The 589-nt window shown below is 63.0% G+C and carries 1 protein-coding gene; it reads left to right on the forward strand.

Annotated features, from left to right (window positions below; all coding sequences use genetic code 11):
• The coding region (locus AC1D15_RS36275) for an IS3 family transposase (protein ID WP_477829898.1) at positions 1-524 on the forward strand (524 nt) is incomplete at its 5' end.
• Positions 525-589: the final 65 nt, after the last annotated feature.

Genomic DNA, 589 nt, shown 5'->3' on the forward strand with positions numbered 1-589 from the left:
GGCCGAACCAGCTCTGGGTCTCGGACTTCACCTACGTGTCGACGTGGCAGGGCTGGCAGTACGTGGCCTTCGTCATTGACGTCTTCGCCAGGCGCATCGTCGGCTGGCGCGTCAGCAGTTCGATGCGAACGGACTTCGTCCTCGATGCCCTGGAGCAGGCGTTGTACGCGCGGCAACCCGAACGGGATCGCAGCCTGGTGATTCACTCCGACCGCGGGTCGCAGTACGTGTCTATCCGCTACAGCGAGCGCCTTGCAGAGGCCGGCGTTGAGCCGTCGGTGGGCAGCAAGGGCGACAGCTACGACAACGCCCTGGCCGAGACGATCAATGGCCTCTACAAAGCCGAATTGATCCATCGCCGTGCGCCTTGGAAGACCAAGGAGTCCTTGGAGCTGGCGACGCTTGAATGGGTGTCCTGGTTCAACCACCACCGSCTGCTGGAGCCYATCGGCTACATCCCACCCGCCGAGGCTGAGGCAAACTACTACCGGCAACTCGCYGAGCAGGCCRCYACGCCGGCCTGACTTAAACCAACCGGCCTCCACGGAACCCGGGGCGATTCAAATCGTCTAAATAGACGGCCCTGAGT

Source organism: Rhizobacter sp. P2_H2 (assembly GCF_056403375.1).